The sequence below is a fragment of the Leptothoe sp. LEGE 181152 genome (genome assembly GCF_032906605.1).
GTDB lineage: Bacteria > Cyanobacteriota > Cyanobacteriia > Phormidesmidales > Phormidesmidaceae > Leptothoe > Leptothoe turfae.
In genome coordinates, this window is sequence record NZ_JASATU010000019.1 from 16,562 (window position 1) to 33,559 (window position 16,998).

General features: G+C 47.4%; 11 protein-coding genes. 8 read left to right on the forward strand and 3 right to left on the reverse strand.

Annotated elements, in window-relative coordinates; translation table 11 throughout:
* The first annotated feature begins 6 nt into the window (after positions 1-6).
* Entirely contained in the window at positions 7-957 is a 951-nt protein-coding gene (locus tag QGP82_RS12480) for an alpha-E domain-containing protein (protein ID WP_163664472.1), read from the forward strand.
* Positions 958-1,068: 111 nt separating this feature from the next.
* On the forward strand, positions 1,069-1,926 hold the full coding sequence (locus QGP82_RS12485) for a transglutaminase domain-containing protein (RefSeq protein ID WP_163664470.1): 858 nt from the start codon (positions 1,069-1,071) through the stop codon (positions 1,924-1,926).
* Positions 1,927-1,941: 15 nt separating this feature from the next.
* On the opposite strand, the gene QGP82_RS12490 is transcribed toward QGP82_RS12485, so the two are convergent.
* Positions 1,942-3,597, reverse strand: coding sequence for a right-handed parallel beta-helix repeat-containing protein (locus QGP82_RS12490; protein ID WP_499059399.1), 1,656 nt, complete (start codon positions 3,595-3,597; stop codon positions 1,942-1,944).
* 447 nt (positions 3,598-4,044) lie between these two features.
* Between QGP82_RS12490 and QGP82_RS12495 the strand changes: the two genes are divergently transcribed.
* The 6 genes from QGP82_RS12495 (at position 4,045) to QGP82_RS12520 (ending at position 10,391) form a co-directional block, all read left to right on the forward strand.
* Positions 4,045-4,905, forward strand: a complete 861-nt coding sequence (locus QGP82_RS12495; RefSeq protein WP_250564939.1) for a metal ABC transporter permease — start codon at positions 4,045-4,047, stop codon at positions 4,903-4,905.
* Positions 4,906-5,299: 394 nt separating this feature from the next.
* Entirely contained in the window at positions 5,300-6,256 is a 957-nt protein-coding gene (locus tag QGP82_RS12500; RefSeq protein ID WP_163664466.1) for an alpha-tubulin N-acetyltransferase, read from the forward strand.
* A 113-nt stretch (positions 6,257-6,369) separates the two neighbouring features.
* Positions 6,370-7,113 carry a metal ABC transporter ATP-binding protein gene (locus QGP82_RS12505; protein ID WP_163664464.1) on the forward strand — a complete coding sequence of 248 codons (744 nt, stop codon included), beginning with the start codon at positions 6,370-6,372 and terminating at the stop codon, positions 7,111-7,113.
* 150 nt (positions 7,114-7,263) lie between these two features.
* A complete protein-coding gene (locus QGP82_RS12510; protein WP_163664462.1) occupies positions 7,264-7,911 on the forward strand; it encodes a transglutaminase-like domain-containing protein in 648 nt (215 codons plus the stop codon).
* A 188-nt stretch (positions 7,912-8,099) separates the two neighbouring features.
* Positions 8,100-9,110, forward strand: coding sequence for a fatty acid desaturase family protein (locus tag QGP82_RS12515; RefSeq protein WP_250564938.1), 1,011 nt, complete (start codon positions 8,100-8,102; stop codon positions 9,108-9,110).
* A 147-nt stretch (positions 9,111-9,257) separates the two neighbouring features.
* Positions 9,258-10,391 carry an aromatic ring-hydroxylating oxygenase subunit alpha gene (locus QGP82_RS12520; protein ID WP_499059402.1) on the forward strand — a complete coding sequence of 378 codons (1,134 nt, stop codon included), beginning with the start codon at positions 9,258-9,260 and terminating at the stop codon, positions 10,389-10,391.
* 79 nt (positions 10,392-10,470) lie between these two features.
* On the opposite strand, the gene QGP82_RS12525 is transcribed toward QGP82_RS12520, so the two are convergent.
* The gene (locus QGP82_RS12525) at positions 10,471-12,210 is read right to left on the reverse strand and encodes a two-component system response regulator (RefSeq protein ID WP_499059404.1); all 1,740 of its coding nucleotides are present in this window, start codon (positions 12,208-12,210) and stop codon (positions 10,471-10,473) included.
* A 12-nt stretch (positions 12,211-12,222) separates the two neighbouring features.
* Positions 12,223-16,833 carry a PAS domain S-box protein gene (locus QGP82_RS12530; RefSeq protein ID WP_499059406.1) on the reverse strand — a complete coding sequence of 1,537 codons (4,611 nt, stop codon included), beginning with the start codon at positions 16,831-16,833 and terminating at the stop codon, positions 12,223-12,225.
* Between the last annotated feature and the right edge of the window lie 165 nt (positions 16,834-16,998).

Sequence of the window (16,998 nt, forward strand, 5' to 3'; positions counted from 1 at the left end):
ACAACTATGCTAAGTCGCGTTGCTGATTCCATCTATTGGATTAACCGCTATGTGGAACGGGCGGAAAATGTGTCCCGTTTTGTGGATGTTAACTTGAATCTGTTGCTTGATACCCCCATGGGTACGCTACAACAGTGGGAGCCACTGGTGGTAACCACGGGCGATCAGGAGATCTTTAAAGAGCGCTATGGTGCAGCGACGGCTGAAAATGTGCTGAGGTTTCTCACCTTTGATGCGGACTATCCTAATTCCATTCGTGCCTGCGTGAAATCGGCCAGGGAGAATGCCCGTTCGGTGCGAGAGATTATTTCATCGGAAATGTGGGAACAGCTAAATGAGTTTTACCTGATGGTGGAAGCTGCGGCTAAGTCCGATGAAGTGGCTGAACTCTATGCGTTTTACCCTGAGGTGAAACTTGCCAGTCACCTCTTTGCTGGGGTGATGGATGCCACCATGTCCCACAATGAGGGCTGGCACTTTGGCCGATTGGGGCGCTTTTTAGAACGAGCGGATAAAACAGCCCGGATCTTAGATGTGAAGTATTTTATTCTGCTGCCATCGATAGCGGCGGTGGGTAGCTCTTTAGATAACCTCCAGTGGATTGCCCTATTGCGCTCCGCCAGTGCCTACGAGATGTACCGCAAGTGTCAGCATCTCATTAATCCCAGAGGCGTTGTGGACTTTTTGGTGCTGCATCCCGAATTTCCCCGGTCTATTCGCTGTTGCATTTTACAGGCTGAGCAGTCTTTGAATAAAATCTCAGGCTCACCCATAGGTACCTGGCGGCTCAGTAGTGAGCGGCGTTTGGGCAAGTTGCGATCGCACCTCGAATACATCACCCTAGATGAGATTTTCCAAACCGGGCTCCACGAATTTTTGGATCATCTCCAGGATGACCTGAACCATGTGGGTAGTGCCATTACCGAAAATTTTTTTGGGGTCTCGGTCTTGGCTTAATGGGGATAGACCATTGTAGGGACGTTATATGTAAGGCCCCTACAATGGTGTGTTGATAACCCTGGTTAAAAACCCATTAGCCCTTAACCAACGCTCACCCTAAAACCCGCTGTGCGCTATCGCATTGTCCATCAAACTCAATATCACTATGTTGAACCTGTACAGCTAGGACTGCATCTATTGCGGCTGCAACCACGGGTAGACGGTAGTCAACGTCTGCATCAATTCACCTGTAAGGTTGCCCCTACACCTGACAAATCTACTGACTGGCTTGATTTAGAGGGCAATGTTTGTCGCCAGGTACAGTTTGTCGATACCCCTATCGCCACCTTGACCATCACCAGTCAATGTGATGTAGAAACCCTGCGGTCTAATCCCTTTGACTATCTTTCTCCAGACTGGGCAATGACGGCTCCCCTAGATTATCCCCAGTCTGTGCAGCGTCTAGTTGCCCCTTATCTGACATCCCCCTGTACCCATAGCCCAGCTGTGATTGACTGGGCTCAACAACAGCTGCATCAGGTGGACGGCAATGTGGGCCTATTTTTGACCGGTCTTACCCAAACCATTTACCAAACCTGTACCTATGAAACCCGCCACCATGGCCCACCCTGGCCAGCGGGTGTGGTGCTGGCCAAACAGCGAGGGTCTTGCCGCGATTTTGCCGTGCTCTTTATGGCTGCCTGTCGAGCGGTGGGGCTGGCGGCAAGATTTGTCAGCGGTTATCAACGGGGCGATGCTGACCAAACGACCCATGAGTTACACGCTTGGCCTGAGGTGTACATACCCGGCGGTGGCTGGCGGGGCTTTGACCCGACCCTGGGTTTGGCCGTTGCCGATGGTCATATTGCCCTAGCAGCCGCAGTGGAACCGACCCAGGCCGCTCCCATCACCGGCAGACTACAGTCCGGCTATTTGGGTCAGAGCACCCTAACGGCAAACATCCGGTTAAATGTAGTGGATAGCTAGGCCGCAAAGCGTGACCTAGCCTGTGACCATGGCACCCACCCACTTCAGCCACGATGCAACGAACTGCCTGGGGGACCATTGCCTCCCTCTGGGGGATCCTGGCATCCCAGGGTCGTCCTGAGACATGGCCGTGGTTGTCTCACTGTGGGTAGCACTCAACTCCGTTCCATTCACTGTGAACTCCCCATTGACGCCTACCCTGAAGTTCAAGGGTTCGAGCAGACCTTGGGGTGACCCTGTCTCAGGGTTATTAAAATCATTCACATCGGCAATATTGATCAGTTTATTGTTCTCAATGACAGCACGATAACTGTCTTGGTTACGCATGAGCGGACGCGAGATGCCGTTGACCCGAATGAGGTTGTCTTTAATCTCAATGGTGCTGAAGTCTGTCTTTTTATGGAAACCAAATAAGCCCGCTTTTCTGGGGGTTTCAGTTTGATTGGCGATCACCTCGTTATTGTAAAACGAAAAGTTGTTATAGATGCCTTTATGCCAAACCACCCCCCTACCCGGGTTCACAATCAGATTGTTATGGAATTTTGTGGGACCGTTGGCGGGTTCTTCACCAAAGTTTGAAATTAAATTGCCATGATCTTTGCCAGTGTCAAAAACAAAAACATTATTGTTGATCTCAGCACCATTGCGAGCCCATTCTAAGGAATAGGAGCTAGTGAAGTAGTTATGGTGAATGTGAAATGTGAAGCCATCCTCAGGGATGTTGCCCCCGCCAAACTTTGGGATTGAAATGGTGCCACTGAGATAATTGTGATCAATTTCAACAAAACGATCGTTTTCAAATGGCAGCTCAATGGAAAAGTCTGTTTTGATGCTGTTGTTGGAGATTCTTACATTTCTAAACTGTCGGCCTTTGATGCCATATACATTGATGTTGCGCTGGCCACTTTTAGAAATGTCATTGTTGTAAATTTCGGAGTCTTTGAGATACGTTGCAAAAATCGAGCCGCTGGTGATGCCACTGTCCCCATGCCCTTGGCCACCCGCATCAATAAATATATTGTCATGAATGGTTGCATTCTTCACCTGAAACAGTCTAACGGAACTCCACAAAAAGTCTTTGAACTCCAGGTTCTTGAGCACCAGGCCTTGATTACGCCCACTAAAAATTGCACCATGAATCTCTGGCCCGGTTAAGGTCATATTTGTAAAGGAGACATTATTAGCGGTTTTCTTGAGACTAAACAAATAGGAATTTTGATCAATGGAATCAAAAACTGTTTCGCCATCGGGTAGTCCTTGGGTACCCACCTTAAATGAGCTTCTATTTTGTAAAACTGTGCGTCCACGACCGGCCCCCTTAAATACGATATTGGCCCTGTTGACGTTAAGGGTTTTGGCCAGGTCAAAAACACCTTCAGGAATGTAAAGTGTGGCCGTGGTATCGGCTCTACTTTCTGCCGTAAGCCAGTTAATGGCTGCCTGAATTGTTGTGGAGTCATCTCGACCGTCATTAGCAACAGCATTATCAAGCCCTGGATTGGCTTCAAAAACTTCCGGAGGAAGGTTAGTGATGTCAATAGTGGTGGATGATCTGGCGGTGCTATTGTCAGCGATTGTGACGGAACTGACAATTTCTGTAGGGTGACTGATGTGGGGATAGGCTGAGGTCTCAAGCCCTGACAAGATGGCGACAAGTATATAAAAAAACATACAATGGCTAAGTCCTAGACGATTGTGAACAGGCTTGCGTTGCAGAAGAGTAGGATTTTTGTAGACAAAATTGCCAGGCTATCTACTAGATCCTGGTGTTCTTAATGCATATCAGTAGAGAAAATAGACGTCTCCACAGATAAATTTTGCTGTTGCTGATTTAGAGTAGGAACCAGTCTATGAAACCGACTAACCGTTGGGATTTGCTCGATAGAATCCTCAAATTTGAGGTGTCATGGCGGACCTTTCTAAGGACGTGGGCACTGTTGGGCACTGTAGTGGTAGATGTCCCTTAAAAAACCCAAATTTGGTTGCTTGATTTTGGTTGCTTAATGTTTACAGGGTTTGCTGTATATCCCTTTGATATAGGTCAGGGCAGCTTCACAGACATTATAGTCACGAATAAGGGATTAGTGTGGTTGATATGGTGCAGTTTTGAGGTCCATTATGGATTGGCTATTTGATCCGCTGAATTATGATTTTATGCGTCAGGCACTACTGGCTGGTGTGCTCATCGGAATTCTTTGCCCAGTCGTCGGTACCTATTTAATTGTGCAGCGGATGGCCTTGTTGGGGGATGTGGTTGCCCATGCGGTACTGCCAGGCCTTGCGATCGCAAATTTCCTGACCATCCCCCTTCTGCTGGGAGCCTTTATCTCTGGCATTATCAGTACGTTTGTGACCACCTGGATTCAGGCTCAATCCAAGGTCAAGGTAGATACGGCCATGGCCATTACCTTTTCCAGCTTTTTTGCGTTGGGCATTACCCTGCTGACGATCCTACGCAGTCGTATCGGCCTTGAAGGGCTTCTGTTTGGCGATATTCTGAGTATTTCAATGGGTGATGTCTGGCAGATTGGCTGGATTACCGTCATTATTCTAGTTGCTGTCAAAATTTTCTATAAAGAACTCTTATTCTTTACCTTTGATCCGTTAGGGGCCGAGGCGAGTGGTCTGCCGGTTACCCGGATCAATGTGGGATTGATGACCCTGATTACCCTGGCGATTGTGGCTGGCATGAAGGCGGTGGGAGTTATTTTGGTGATGGCCTTAATGATTAGCCCGGCGGCTGCCGCCTCTTTATTAACGACTGAACTTCACTGGATGATGATGGTCGGTTCAGGCCTGGGTGTGATTTCTAGCCTGGTGGGTATGTATGTGAGCTATTACCTTGATATTCCGTCGGGGCCAGCGATTACATTGACCCTATTTAGCTGTTTTTTATTGACATTGCTATTTAGCCCTAGCCAGGGAATATTGACCCACCGTTTTTGGGTTTCTAAGCGCCAAAACAACACCTTAAATTGATACCCGATTTTTTGGACCGTTTCTACGCCGCCTCCATGGTAGGAAGATTCGACTAGAGAACACCTCTCTGTCATGGCTGATTTAGGGAATGAATCGACAATGATCAATATCTCAGGGCTTGAGAATTGATAGGGAACGAGGCCATAACAAACTATCTCTAACAACAATTCAAGCTGAGTTGGTATCGACATTACAGTGGATTGCCATCAGTGGCTTCAGGCATTGATGGCAATCTCTTCATGATTTTTTGTCCAAATCACATATCGATACCTCATCTTGATGGGAGAGACTATAATGAAACTAGTTTGTTCAAGATTCTTCTTTCTGAATATCGCCCTCTGAAAACTTGTTACAAGTCATTAAATTTATTTTTCTGGTTGTTCATTAATTTAAGATGACTGCTCCTTCCCTTCGATTACTGCTCTCAACATTGATTGACTATGCAGGGTTGCTTTCTTCTACGAGCCTAGGTATGGCAGCAGCCATCACTGCCTATGAGCGATATAGTGACAGTTCCCATCGTTGGATGCTGGGACGATTTGTCTTATGTTTATCTCAATTATCTCAGTTTGAAAACTGTTTAGATGAATTAGAGCAACAATATGCAGCAGCCTTTTGGCCACTGAGCGTCATCTTAGAGCCTTCGGCGCAAGCACTAGAGAATTTAGCGCCGTGGCTAAAAAAACAAAACCGGTTTACGATTTCAGCCCTTGAATTTAAGCTGGCAGGTGCAGATGCGATCGCACCCCTGCTTCCCCATCTGCCACCCCACAGCGATCTCTTTTTTGAGGTACCCCTGGATGCGACCCTACCCGACTATTTGGCAGTATTGCAAGGTAGCCGCGCGGCCATTAAGGTGCGCATGGGTGGGCCAACTGCTGCCGATTGCCCCAGCATTGATACATTAGCCCATTTACTAGTAACCTGTGCCAATGGGCAGATTCCCTTGAAGGCGACTGGTGGTCTACATCAGCCCTTACGCAGCTGGCAACTGCTACCCGATGGCAATTCCGTAGAAATGCATGGCTTCCTCAACATCGCCCTGGCTGCTGCCTTTGCCTACGGCTATGGAGCTACGGCATCTGATATTACGACGATTTTGCAAATCAATACCCTGGATGACCTGATTTTTTCGGCTCAAGAGATTATCTGCCACAGCCCCCTGTGGTCACCGGAACCAGAATTATCTAACGTGGCAGGGCATTTGCCCTTAGAGATATTGGCAAATGTTCGCAGCCGTTATTTTCTGGGAATTAACGCTAATTCATTTCAGGAACCGTTGGCCAACCTTTACCGTTTAGGTTTACTGGGCAATGCGTTGGGGGTGCCATCCTATGCATTTTCTAGTTGATTTACCCGATATCTACCAATATCTAAAGGAATAAATCAACCTCTACCATGGCATGCCCTCAAAAATTTGCTATAGTTGCGGTTGCCATACGATAACGATTATCATTTCTACCCATGCTAGAGGTTGAAAACCTGTCCGTTAACTATCGGGGCGTTTCGGCATTGGATGCAATTACATTGCATTTGCAACCGGGGGAGCTGGTGGGGTTAATTGGCCCCAATGGAGCAGGTAAAAGCACTCTAATCAAAGCCATTTTGGGGCTAACCCCCTGCCAGGGACGGGTGCTATTTTGTGGTGGACCTCTGCGACGACAGCGGCGACGGGTGGCCTATGTACCGCAGCGATCGCAAATTGATTGGGACTATCCTGTGACTGTCTGGAATGTTGTGATGATGGCCCAGACTAGAGCCTTAGGATGGGGTCGTCGCCCTGGCGTTGATGCTAAGCGGATGACCAGTGAAGCCCTTGATCGTGTAGATATGCTATCTCTCAAAGATCGTCCCATTGGTCAGCTTTCCGGCGGGCAGCAGCAGCGTGTATTTCTGGCCCGTGCCTTAGCTCAGCAGGCAGAACTCTTTTTGCTCGATGAACCATTCACTGGCATTGATAAGAAGACTGAGGCCGTGATGGTCGATATTTTTGCCGAACTCAGTGCCCAACGCAAAACAATACTGGTATGTAGCCATGAATGGGGTGATGATCTTTATCGCTATGATCGATTGCTATTACTCAATCGGCAACTGCTGGCCAACGATCGCCCCCATGCAGTGATGACCATGGACAATATCCAACGCGCCTTTGGTATGAATTCTCAATCGAGCTTTGGCACGCCTCAGGCCATGCGATTAGTGAGTTAACCAGCTCCGCCAATTTTTTGTAGGGCAAGCTCATGTTCATGGGCAGACCCCATTAACTCATTTGATGGATGAGTTCAAAGCGGCTGATTTAAGCTATCTAATATCTCCGTTACCATCCTTAAGATGTACTGTTTTAAGGGCTAGGTCGAGATGAGTGATCAACCAGCGATAACCGCCTATTTGCAGACCTCCAACATTATTGATTGGCAACACCCGTCCATTGTGGAGCTGGCCGCTTTTCTCGCAAAAGGCCATGGAAAACCGACGGAAATTGCCCAGGTCTGCTTTCAATGGGTGCGGGATGAAATTCGTCACAGTTTTGACTATCAGTTAAACCCGGTGACCTGTCGCGCGTCCGATGTGCTGCGGCATCGGACGGGTTATTGTTATGCCAAAAGCCATCTGCTCGCTGCCCTGCTGCGGGCTAATGCCATTCCGACTGGCTTTTGTTATCAACGCCTAAGTGTCAATGATCAGGGTGCACCCTATTGTCTCCACGGGTTAAATGCCGTTTATTTACCTGAAATCGGCTGGTATCGCATTGACCCGAGGGGAAACCGTGGGGGGATAGATGCAAGGTTTATGCCCCCTCAGGAAAAACTCGCCTTTAGCCCGCGATTAACAGAAGAGACTGATTTTCCTGCGATTCTGCCAGCCCCGTTGGCAGTGGTTGTAGACGCTTTAAATAATTACCAAACTTGGCATAGCTTGCTGCAAAAGCTTCCAGATCTTTCTCCTGAGATGGCAGCAAAGTATGGACTATGGCAAAATCTCAGACCTCATCCCTCTAATTTTTAGGGTCTTTGTGTTCCCACTAAACCTCATAATTTCTTCATTTTTTACCGTTACATTAGTAAGATAGGCAAAACCATCAGCGCCATGGGCTATTCATTCAAGCCAATGGCCCCATGGTTTGTTGTTGCCAAGCGTCAATAGTAATGGGGCTAGGTACAATGGTGAGTCTACCCAATCAAAAACATATCACTATGACAGAGGCCTGTTTGCGACCGACAGTTTCCAACAAGGCTCTACAAGCAGCCGTTACCGATTTGCAGGCCGTCAATTTCTGGGTAGGGTGCTTACGCTTTGGTGTATTGGGAGTTGCTGTAATAGGCTGTATAACCTTGGCCTGGACCCATGCTGCTGGCCTCAGTTTCTGGGGATGGACTGTTGTCGCAGGTGTGTTTTATGCCTTCTGGCTGATCTGTACCCATGACGCGATTCACCATACACTTCTAGGCTGGCCTGTTGTGGAAGAGACGCTGGCACGAATCATATCTTGGCCGATGCTCTGGCCCGTCGGTGTTTATGCAGAGCTGCATCGGTTACACCACGGTTGGAATGGTCTAGATTTACGCGACCCAGAGCGCATTCAATGGACTACCCAGGAATATCAGGATGCATCGCCCTTCGTACAGTGGTACATGCGCCACCAGTGGCTGATAGATATTCTGATTTTGGGTGGTTTAGGAATCATCCTTAAAACCCTCATGGGTGGCCGCAGATGTCAGGATTTATTACCCCGATTGAGATTTCAGTTATTTGCTGATTTTTTGGGCATAGGAATTGTTCAGGCTTGTTTAATTGCGGTTGTTATTCTTTCCCACACGAGTATTTGGCGTTATTTGTTATTTTGGCTTTGCCTAGAACGAGTTGTTGGCGTGATTGCCCAAACACGAGCACATTTAGAACACTATGGTTTATGGCAGCAAGTGGGCGGTCATCAACTGACGCAACTATATTCTTCTCGAAATTTACAGACGAGCCACTGGTTTAGTTGGTTAGTGGGAGGTCTCAACTACCATGCTGTACACCATGCCTTTCCATCGATTCCATTTAATCAGCTGCCCCAGGCCTATGATCGGCTTCAGACTGTGTTGGATGATCATGGGATGCCCGCAATGGAACTCGAACAGGGCTATACCCAGGCGGTGCGGCGATTGATGAATCGCTTCATTTTAATTCCTATGGCTGGGGGCCTCTCAACGAAGCATTAGGCCTGTTATTGCTTTTTATCCACCCATCTAAAGCCCCAACCAGGGGCTTTATTTGTATGCAGTCCCCGTATAGTCACTATCGCAGCATTTGGTTCGTTTGATATTCTTTGTGCACAGACGGTACTACGGGAAAAGAAGCGATACATTATGAGCCCTTCTAAACAGTTCAACTACACATTAAATCAGTCCCTGGCCCCCAACATTCCAAGTCGGATGCTGGCACGTCAGCAAAAGACTTTCACGGATCTTGATCTGTTTGCCCATGAGATGACCAGCATTTTTGATAACGATTGGGTGATGGTAGGGCGTTCGGGGGCGATTCCCAATCCCGGGGACTATATGACGGCATCCTTAGGGTCACGGCCTATTATTGTCATGCGTCAGCAAGATGGTGACCTTCGGACGATGGCAAACTACTGTTTACACCGTTACGTCAAACTGTTAGAGGGCTGTGGGTCCACAAAAAGTATTGTGTGCCCTTACCATTGCTGGGTTTATAAATTAGATGGTGAGTTAGTCGGTGTGCCTGAGCGGGAAGGGTTTAGGGCGGGCGACATTGATGGACTTTCCTTGGAAACCCTGGCGACAGAAGAGTATCTTGGTTACGTTTTTGTTGCTCTACGACAAGACTTGCTGCCAGTGTCTGAGCGGTTGAAAAATCTTAGCTATATACTTAAGAATTTTGAGCTAGATCGTTATGAAGATCGGCATGTGGTACATGAGGAACAGTGGAATGCTAACTGGAAGCTGATCTACCACAACTTTATTGAGAGTTATCACACCACTTACACCCATACGAAGTCTATTGGCCCTGCTAACCCAACCAAGTTAGTTGAATATGGCCCGACTGGCGATCCCAATTTTACGATTCACAGTAATTCGTATACCCATGAACATCAGCCAGCTATTTATAACCCCCAGCTAGATGAAAATGAACATAGACGGTTTTATGTGGCGGGTGTTTTCCCGAATGGTTTAGTTGCGGTTGAACCAAATTTTGTTTGGTGGATGGCCCTTGAACCCAAATCTGTTGACCAGACGAATGCTCGTTGGGGAGTTTCTTTCTCTCACCATGCGATGCAGACAATACCTGATCCTGATAAGTTTGTGAAAGAGATTGTCAATGTGATTGAAATAGCGACCATTGAAGATAAGGAAATGGTTGAGCGGATGCAGGCAGGTGCGAATTTTGGTTCGGATAAATCAGGTTTATTGCATGCTCCGTTGGAGGTGTATATCAAGGAGTTTGATGATTATGTTATGCGGTTATCGGGTCATTGATATCGATCTGGTAAGCTGGCTTTACACCAGCTTTTTCTTAGGTTAAACCCTCCCGAGGCTCAGCAACGCTGGGACTTATTTAATCGCTGTCCCGATTTAAGTACACTTTTTCTATTTCACTGGCTGGCAGTGGTTTAGAGAAAAAATAGCCCTGTCCAAAGTCACACTTTAAGTTCTGGAGCCATAAAAGCTGTTGTTGTGTTTCAATCCCCTCTGCAATAATCGATAACCCTAATTCTTGAGCAAGCGCTACAATTGTGTTCACAATTGGATAATGATTCCTTTCTGAGGTAAATTCCTTGATAAAGGAACGATCAATTTTGAGATTATTGACTAAAAAGCAGTTTAAATATTTCAAAGATGAATACCCTGTACCGAAGTCGTCAATGCTCACTTGCATCTGTCGAGCTTGCAACTCTTTTGTCAGAGCAGTCGCATTATCAATACTTCCCATGATGGCACTTTCCGTGATTTCAAGCTTCAAACAGGCTGGATTTACCTGGGTTTCAGCCAACACTTGATCAATACTATCTAATAAATTTGGAGAGTTGAATTGTCGGGGTGAGACATTAATACTCATGGTTAGCTCTGGCCACCCCCGTTGCTGCCAAACTTGCAGTTGCTGACAAGCTTTTTGGAAGATTAAAATTCCCACAGGTTCAATTAAACCTGAGGCCTCTATGGATGGGATAAAGAGACCCGGTGGCAGAATGCCTTTCTCAGGATGCTGCCAACGAATTAACGCTTCAAAACCAACTATCTTCAAAGTTTCAAGGTGAATAATGGGCTGATAAAATGCCGTGAACTCTTGATTATTCAATGCTCGTTGGAGATCTGCTTCTAGAGTCAATCGATCATGGATTTGAACATGCATCTGCGGGGAAAATATTTGAACACTTCCCTTACCTCTAAGCTTGGCTTGATACATGGCAGTATCGGCAGCCTGGAGCAGTTGTGCCGCTGTTTGACAGGGTTCCTGACTAAAGGCAATCCCCACACTGGCGGTCATATAAATTTCACACCCTTCCACCAGAAACGGCTGATGGAAACTGTTACTAATTGTTTGGATCACTGAATCAATGGCGGTGGCATTAGCCTCAGAAATTGGATTGACAACCCAGCAAAATTCATCTTCACCAAGACGTGCAAGGATATGGCTGGGGCGAATCTTTTTTAGTAATCGTTGGGCGATCGCAACTAGAAGTTTATCCCCAAACACATGGCCAAACGAACCATTCACCAAGTGGAACTGATCGCAGTCGAGAATAATAACGGCCAAGGTTGAGTCTTTCCTATCCAAACATTCGGCTAATTTTTCCAGGAGATTGGTTCGGCTAGGTAACTTGGTTAAGCTATCTTGAGCAATCATGGTTTGTAACTGCTCTGTTCGTTCCTGTACGGTTGCTTCCAGGTGGGTATTGAATGCGGACAATTGCTGATGTTGTTGGCGAATACGCAGCATTGAACGCACACGCGCTCTAAGTTCTAACCCACTAACGGGCTTACTAATAAAATCATCTGCGCCAGTCTCTAAACATTTGGCTAAAACCAGCTTGCCTGTCACAGCCGTCACGATGATGATGGGAATAGATTGCCACTGGGGCATTGCTTTTATCTTTTGACAGACCGCCAGGCCATCCATCTCAGGCATTGCAATATCCAGGAGAATCAGATCCGGTTGCACAGAAGGAAGGATCTCAAGGGCCTCTTTACCACTGGTTGCAGACTGTAATTCGTAATTTTCGGTTGCCAACAGTGCCTCAATTACCTCAAAGTTATTGGGCTCATCATCCACAACAAGAATAATCGGTATTTTCATGCAATGACCACCTTATTGAACTAACAATTTTTGAATGGTCAGGGCTAGTTGTTTGAGCTTGACGGGTTTACCGAGGTACTCGTTCGCACCAGCTGCTAGACAACGCTCTTGATCTCCCGCCATGACCAGGGCGGTTAGGACAATAATGGGAACGGATTTGAGGGTTGAATCTTGATGACGAATCCGCTGAATCGATTTGAGACCATCTAAGTCCGGCATTTGGATATCCATCAAAATTAAATCAGGATGATGTGTATGGGCTAATTCAAGGGCGTCTAGACCATTGTTAGCCACCATCAGTCGATAGCCGATGGTCTCTAAGTAGGACACCATTAAACTAATGGTGTCTTGATTGTCTTCCGCCAATAGGATCAGGGGTGAGTTGTCTTGTTGACCAGAGACAGGCAGGCTTAGCGGGCTGATCTGATGAGGTGATTGGCCTGGTTCAATCAGCGGGGCAACAGACTCATAGGGGAGATTAATACTAAAACAGCTACCCACGCCAACTTCGCTGGTTAAACTAACGGTTCCCCCGTGCAACTCGGCCATTTGTTTGACTAAAACTAAGCCTAAACCGGTGCCCGTATATTTTCGATTGAGGGTGCTATCAATTTGGGAAAAGGGTTTGAAGAGTTTAGTGATATGTTTTTGAGCAATACCAATGCCCGTATCCGCCACACTGAGTTTGAGGTAGTGTCTAGCGGTGAGGGGGCCAGATTCCCAACTCCATGCATGGGAAGCTTGCATAACCTCAGATGGTTTTTGTAAGTGAGATGGTTTCGACGGATCGTCCTGGTGATGATAACGCACCGCCAAGGCCACACATCCCCCTTCAGGGGTGAACTTAATGGCGTTATTGAGTAGGTTCACCAGACTCTGTAGAATGCGTCGTGCATCAATAGCCAGTGTGGGGGAGTTGGGAGGGATCGTTGTTGTGAGGGAAATGCGTTTTTTGAGTGCTTGTTGTTTAACGAGTGCCAAGCTAGATTCACACAGACTCTCAATGTTGGTGACACTTAACTCTAGTTCGAGTTGTCCTGCTTCAATTTTGGCGACATCGAGAATATCGTTGATCAGGTTTAGTAAATGGGTGCCGCTGTGTTCAATGGTTTTCAGGTATTTAAGTTGCTGCTTGGTCAAGGGACCGAAGGCTTTCTCCTGCAACGCTTCAGACAATCCTAGAATAGCGTTAAGCGGGGTGCGCAGTTCATGGCTCATATTGGCTAAAAACTCATCCTTGAGACGGGTGGCGCGGACCAGTTCTGCATTGGTGCGTTGGAGTTGGGTTTCAGCGGCTTTGCGATCGCTAATGTCCTGAATAACTGCTAAACAGCGAGGGGAGTCTTCTGCTGGGTTTTGGATCAGGGTAACGGCTGTGGTCGCCCAAAAGTAGGAGCCATCTTTACGGATATAACGCTTTTCAAGGGTGAAACTATCAATTGCGCCTGTGAAGAGTTGTTTTATTTGTTGTTGTGAGTCGTTTAGATCTTCAAAATAGGTTAAATCAGCCGCTGTCAAAGACTCAAGCTCTTGGGCTGTATAGCCGGTCATTTGACAAAAATAATTGTTGGTGCGGGTGATTTTACCATCGGTTAAGTTGCTTTCAGCAATGCCTACAGCGGCCTGCTCAAAGGCTGCATGAGCACGGGCTTCACTTAAATGTAAGGCGCTTTCAGCACGTTGGCGATCGCTGATATCACGGGCACATGCGATAATGACCGGACGGTTACCTAACATTAATTTCTTTAAGGACACGTCCACATCAAACGTAGTGTCATTATCCAATCGACGGGCCTTCCATTTCACCCTCAGATCTTTACCCTTTGCCACCTGTTGAGTTATTTCCAAAATCTGTTCGATAGGAGCCTCTGGGGCCATAAAATCAGCGATGCTGGCAGCCAGAATTTGCTCTCGCGTCGCTCCCAGCATCTCCACATATCGGTCGTTAACGTCAAGGACGGTACCCCCTAAATCGTGAATCATGATGCCATCGTAGACATTGTTAAAGATGGTGCGTAAGTCCTGCTCAGAACGCGCTAATTCTTGGGTACGTCGCTCTACACGCTGTTCCAGCTTTTGATTAAGTTGTTCTAAGGCTGTTTGCGCTCTTAGTCGCTCAAGCTCAGCAGCGGCCCGATCCGCAAACACTCGTAGAATTTCCTGGGAGTGTTCCGGGTTGACTATGGACTGGCGTGAAAAAATGCAGAGTGTTCCAAGTGCTTGACCTTGACGATTTTGTAGCGCCACACCCATGTAACTTTCTACCGCCATCGACACCAGTCTAGGATTTTGAGGAAAGCAAGCTATGACCTCTCTCTCACAGTGATACACCCCTGCCCTAAGGGTAACTCCACAGGTGGTACCTTCGACCTCAACAATCTCGTTCGGTAGATGCTGGCCATCCCCCCAAGCGGCCAAATAGCGCAATTGATTGCCTTCAACAATTTCGGTAACAAATGCATGGGACGCATTCAAAGCGGTGGCAATGTGTTGAACCAGAGCTGGGAAAAAGTCAGGACCGGTTAATGCCGCCGTGCCTTCAATCAGATTTTGGAGGGCATTTTCTGCACGCTGGCGTTCTAGTTCAGCTGAAACTCGGCCACTAAAGACTTCTAAAATCTGTTTGGCTCGTTTGGGATCCCGCAAAGGTTGTCGGTCAAAGATGCACAAGCTTCCTAGTACTTGACCTTGGCGATCGCGCAGGGCTACCCCTAGATAGCTCTCAACGGCTTTCTCTCGCATAGGGTTATTGGGAAAATGCTCAGAAACACCACTGGGACAATGGTAGGAATAGTTAACAACAAGATCACGACAGGGGGTTTCTGGAAGATCGTAGGCAAAATTCGGTTGCGGTTCACCGTCAACAATAAAGGCCAGACTTTGCAGCTCTTGATCCACAAATTGAGTGATTAAGGCGATGGGAACGTCGAGGGCTACACTGATGTGATGAACCAGGGCTGGGAAGAAATCCTGACCAATGGTTGCGGCTGTTCCCGTAACCAGATTTTGTAGGGCCAGTTCAGCTTGTTTAAGGTCAGTGATGTCAAGGACCGTACCAAGTAAACGAATTGCCTGTCCCTGTTCGTCTTGTTCTACCTCGGCACGATACTCGTGATGGCTCAGCGACCCATCGGATCGAGTTCGACTGTATTCAATTGTATACGGGGTGCCTTTAGCGAGTGCCCGTTCGACATAACTCTGTAATTGCAGGCAAGCCTCAGCCGGCAGCATTTGTAGATAGTCTGGATAGGACGGCGCTGATGCGGTTGGCTCTAACCCATAGATGCGGAACATTTCTGGTGACCAGGTGATAGTCTGGCTAGCGATGTCAAACTCCCAGTTACCGACGTGAGCGACCTGTTGTGCTTTGAGTAGAGTGGCTTCGCTTTGGCGCAGTTGAGCGTCTGCTTGGTGACGTTCGATGGCAATACCTGCAATATGGGCCATCTGCGTAATCATTTTTAATTCATGGGTTTGCGGTGATCTCACCTGTTTGTAATACATTGCCAATGTCCCTAAAACCTGGCCACCACGGGCCTGAATTGGGCTTGACCAGCTAGCTTTGAGACCATGGGTTAATGCCAAGTCTCTGTAAGCAGACCATAGGGGGTCAGTGGCGATATCGGCCACAATAACTGTTTGATTACGAAAGGCTGCTGTCCCACAAGACCCCACACCTTCACCAACTAACACGCCATCAATTGCCTGGGTATAAGCAGTGGGTAAGCTCGGGGCCGTTGTGTGACGAAGTCGATTTTCTTTATCGAGCAATAAGACAGAACAGAGCACTGTCTCCAAACTATGTTCTATGTGATAAATCAAAGCATTCAGCACGTCCAATAGGGGCTGACCTTGGGCAATTTTTGCCAGAAGCGCATTCTGCGCTGCCAATTGAATTTCAGCAAACTTGCGATCGCTAATGTCTGTATGGGTGCCCAGCAGCCTTGTCGGTTCTCCAGTTTCATCCCATTCCATGAACTGTCCCATGGTGAGAATCCATTTCCAGCTTCCTTGCCGAGTCTGCATCCGAAATTCAGCTCTGTACTGGGGAGTTTGACCGATTTTATAGGTCAAGTAAGCTTGATTCACCCGTTCTCGATCGTCTGGGTGCAAACGTGACTGCCAATTTGCCTCGGTTTCGCAGAAAGTCGCTGGATCATATCCCAACATCAAGGCATAGTCTGGACTGACAATGGCTTCATCCGTCTGTAGATTCAGATCATAAAAGCCTTGGTTGGCCGCACGCATAGCAAGCCGCAACCGTTTTTCACTTGCCTGCAGTGCTCGGGTGCGTTCTTCTACTTGCCGTTCGAGTTCGCAGTTGTAGTCGGTTAGCCAGATTTGGTGGGTATTGGGATGGATGAGGATGTTGGCCGGGTTGATGTCCTTGTGTAGTATCCGATACTGGTTCAGAAGGTGACCGTGGTTCTGTATATAGTCCCGTAGGGAGATAGCGCCCACATCTGCCATTATCAGGGCATAGTTGTGGTGCCAGGGGACGAAAGCGAGAGGTTTGACAATATGATTCTCTCTGACGGCCTGATAAACGACGGTGCCACTGCCTGCATAGAGTTTTGTGGTCAGAATATAGCCTGGAATAGACGGTAAAGCCTGATCTGACATAGCCGAGCCTCGGTAGGCGACACTAAGAAAATCTAAATGCTGAGTAACTTAAACACTTGACTTGACATCTAATCCCCACCCAGGAAGGGCTGAAAATTGTGTAACAGATTTTGACCTGAAATCATTGTAGTGCAAGGCACAAAAGCTTATAAGGTTCTTTATACT

What these genes read in the sequence shown, in the direction of transcription:
- QGP82_RS12530 (WP_499059406.1), bottom strand. Translation starts at nt 16,833, where the DNA reads ATGTCAGATCAGGCTTTACCGTCTATTCCAGGCTATATTCTGACCACA.
- QGP82_RS12515 (WP_250564938.1), top strand. Translation starts at nt 8,100, where the DNA reads ATGACAGAGGCCTGTTTGCGACCGACAGTTTCCAACAAGGCTCTACAA.
- QGP82_RS12495 (WP_250564939.1), top strand. Translation starts at nt 4,045, where the DNA reads ATGGATTGGCTATTTGATCCGCTGAATTATGATTTTATGCGTCAGGCA.
- QGP82_RS12505 (WP_163664464.1), top strand. Translation starts at nt 6,370, where the DNA reads ATGCTAGAGGTTGAAAACCTGTCCGTTAACTATCGGGGCGTTTCGGCA.
- QGP82_RS12480 (WP_163664472.1), top strand. Translation starts at nt 7, where the DNA reads ATGCTAAGTCGCGTTGCTGATTCCATCTATTGGATTAACCGCTATGTG.
- QGP82_RS12510 (WP_163664462.1), top strand. Translation starts at nt 7,264, where the DNA reads ATGAGTGATCAACCAGCGATAACCGCCTATTTGCAGACCTCCAACATT.
- QGP82_RS12490 (WP_499059399.1), bottom strand. Translation starts at nt 3,597, where the DNA reads ATGTTTTTTTATATACTTGTCGCCATCTTGTCAGGGCTTGAGACCTCA.
- QGP82_RS12500 (WP_163664466.1), top strand. Translation starts at nt 5,300, where the DNA reads ATGACTGCTCCTTCCCTTCGATTACTGCTCTCAACATTGATTGACTAT.
- QGP82_RS12520 (WP_499059402.1), top strand. Translation starts at nt 9,258, where the DNA reads ATGAGCCCTTCTAAACAGTTCAACTACACATTAAATCAGTCCCTGGCC.
- QGP82_RS12525 (WP_499059404.1), bottom strand. Translation starts at nt 12,210, where the DNA reads ATGAAAATACCGATTATTCTTGTTGTGGATGATGAGCCCAATAACTTT.